This is a genomic window from Bartonella sp. AC535YNZD, assembly GCF_042196625.1.
Lineage (GTDB): Bacteria > Pseudomonadota > Alphaproteobacteria > Rhizobiales > Rhizobiaceae > Bartonella.
Genome location: NZ_JBHIQP010000097.1, coordinates 1 through 236, shown reverse-complemented (window position 1 = coordinate 236; position 236 = coordinate 1).

The following is a 236-nucleotide window of genomic DNA, read 5'->3' as shown; positions in this document are numbered from 1 at the left end:
AACGCTCCAAGTCTATATTAGAACCGCATTCTAATCTTTATCCTTCTGACTTTTTTAAAATCTTGCCATCTTCTGACGGCTTCATACAGTTCTTTCCATAGCCTTCCACACGAAGTTGCCTCTATAAAAGCTCTACAGAGCTTACTCTTATACAACACAGAACACCCCACACATATCACTGTTATTGCACACGTTCACCCGCAAAACATCTCTTACATCCCAAACATATCTCACAG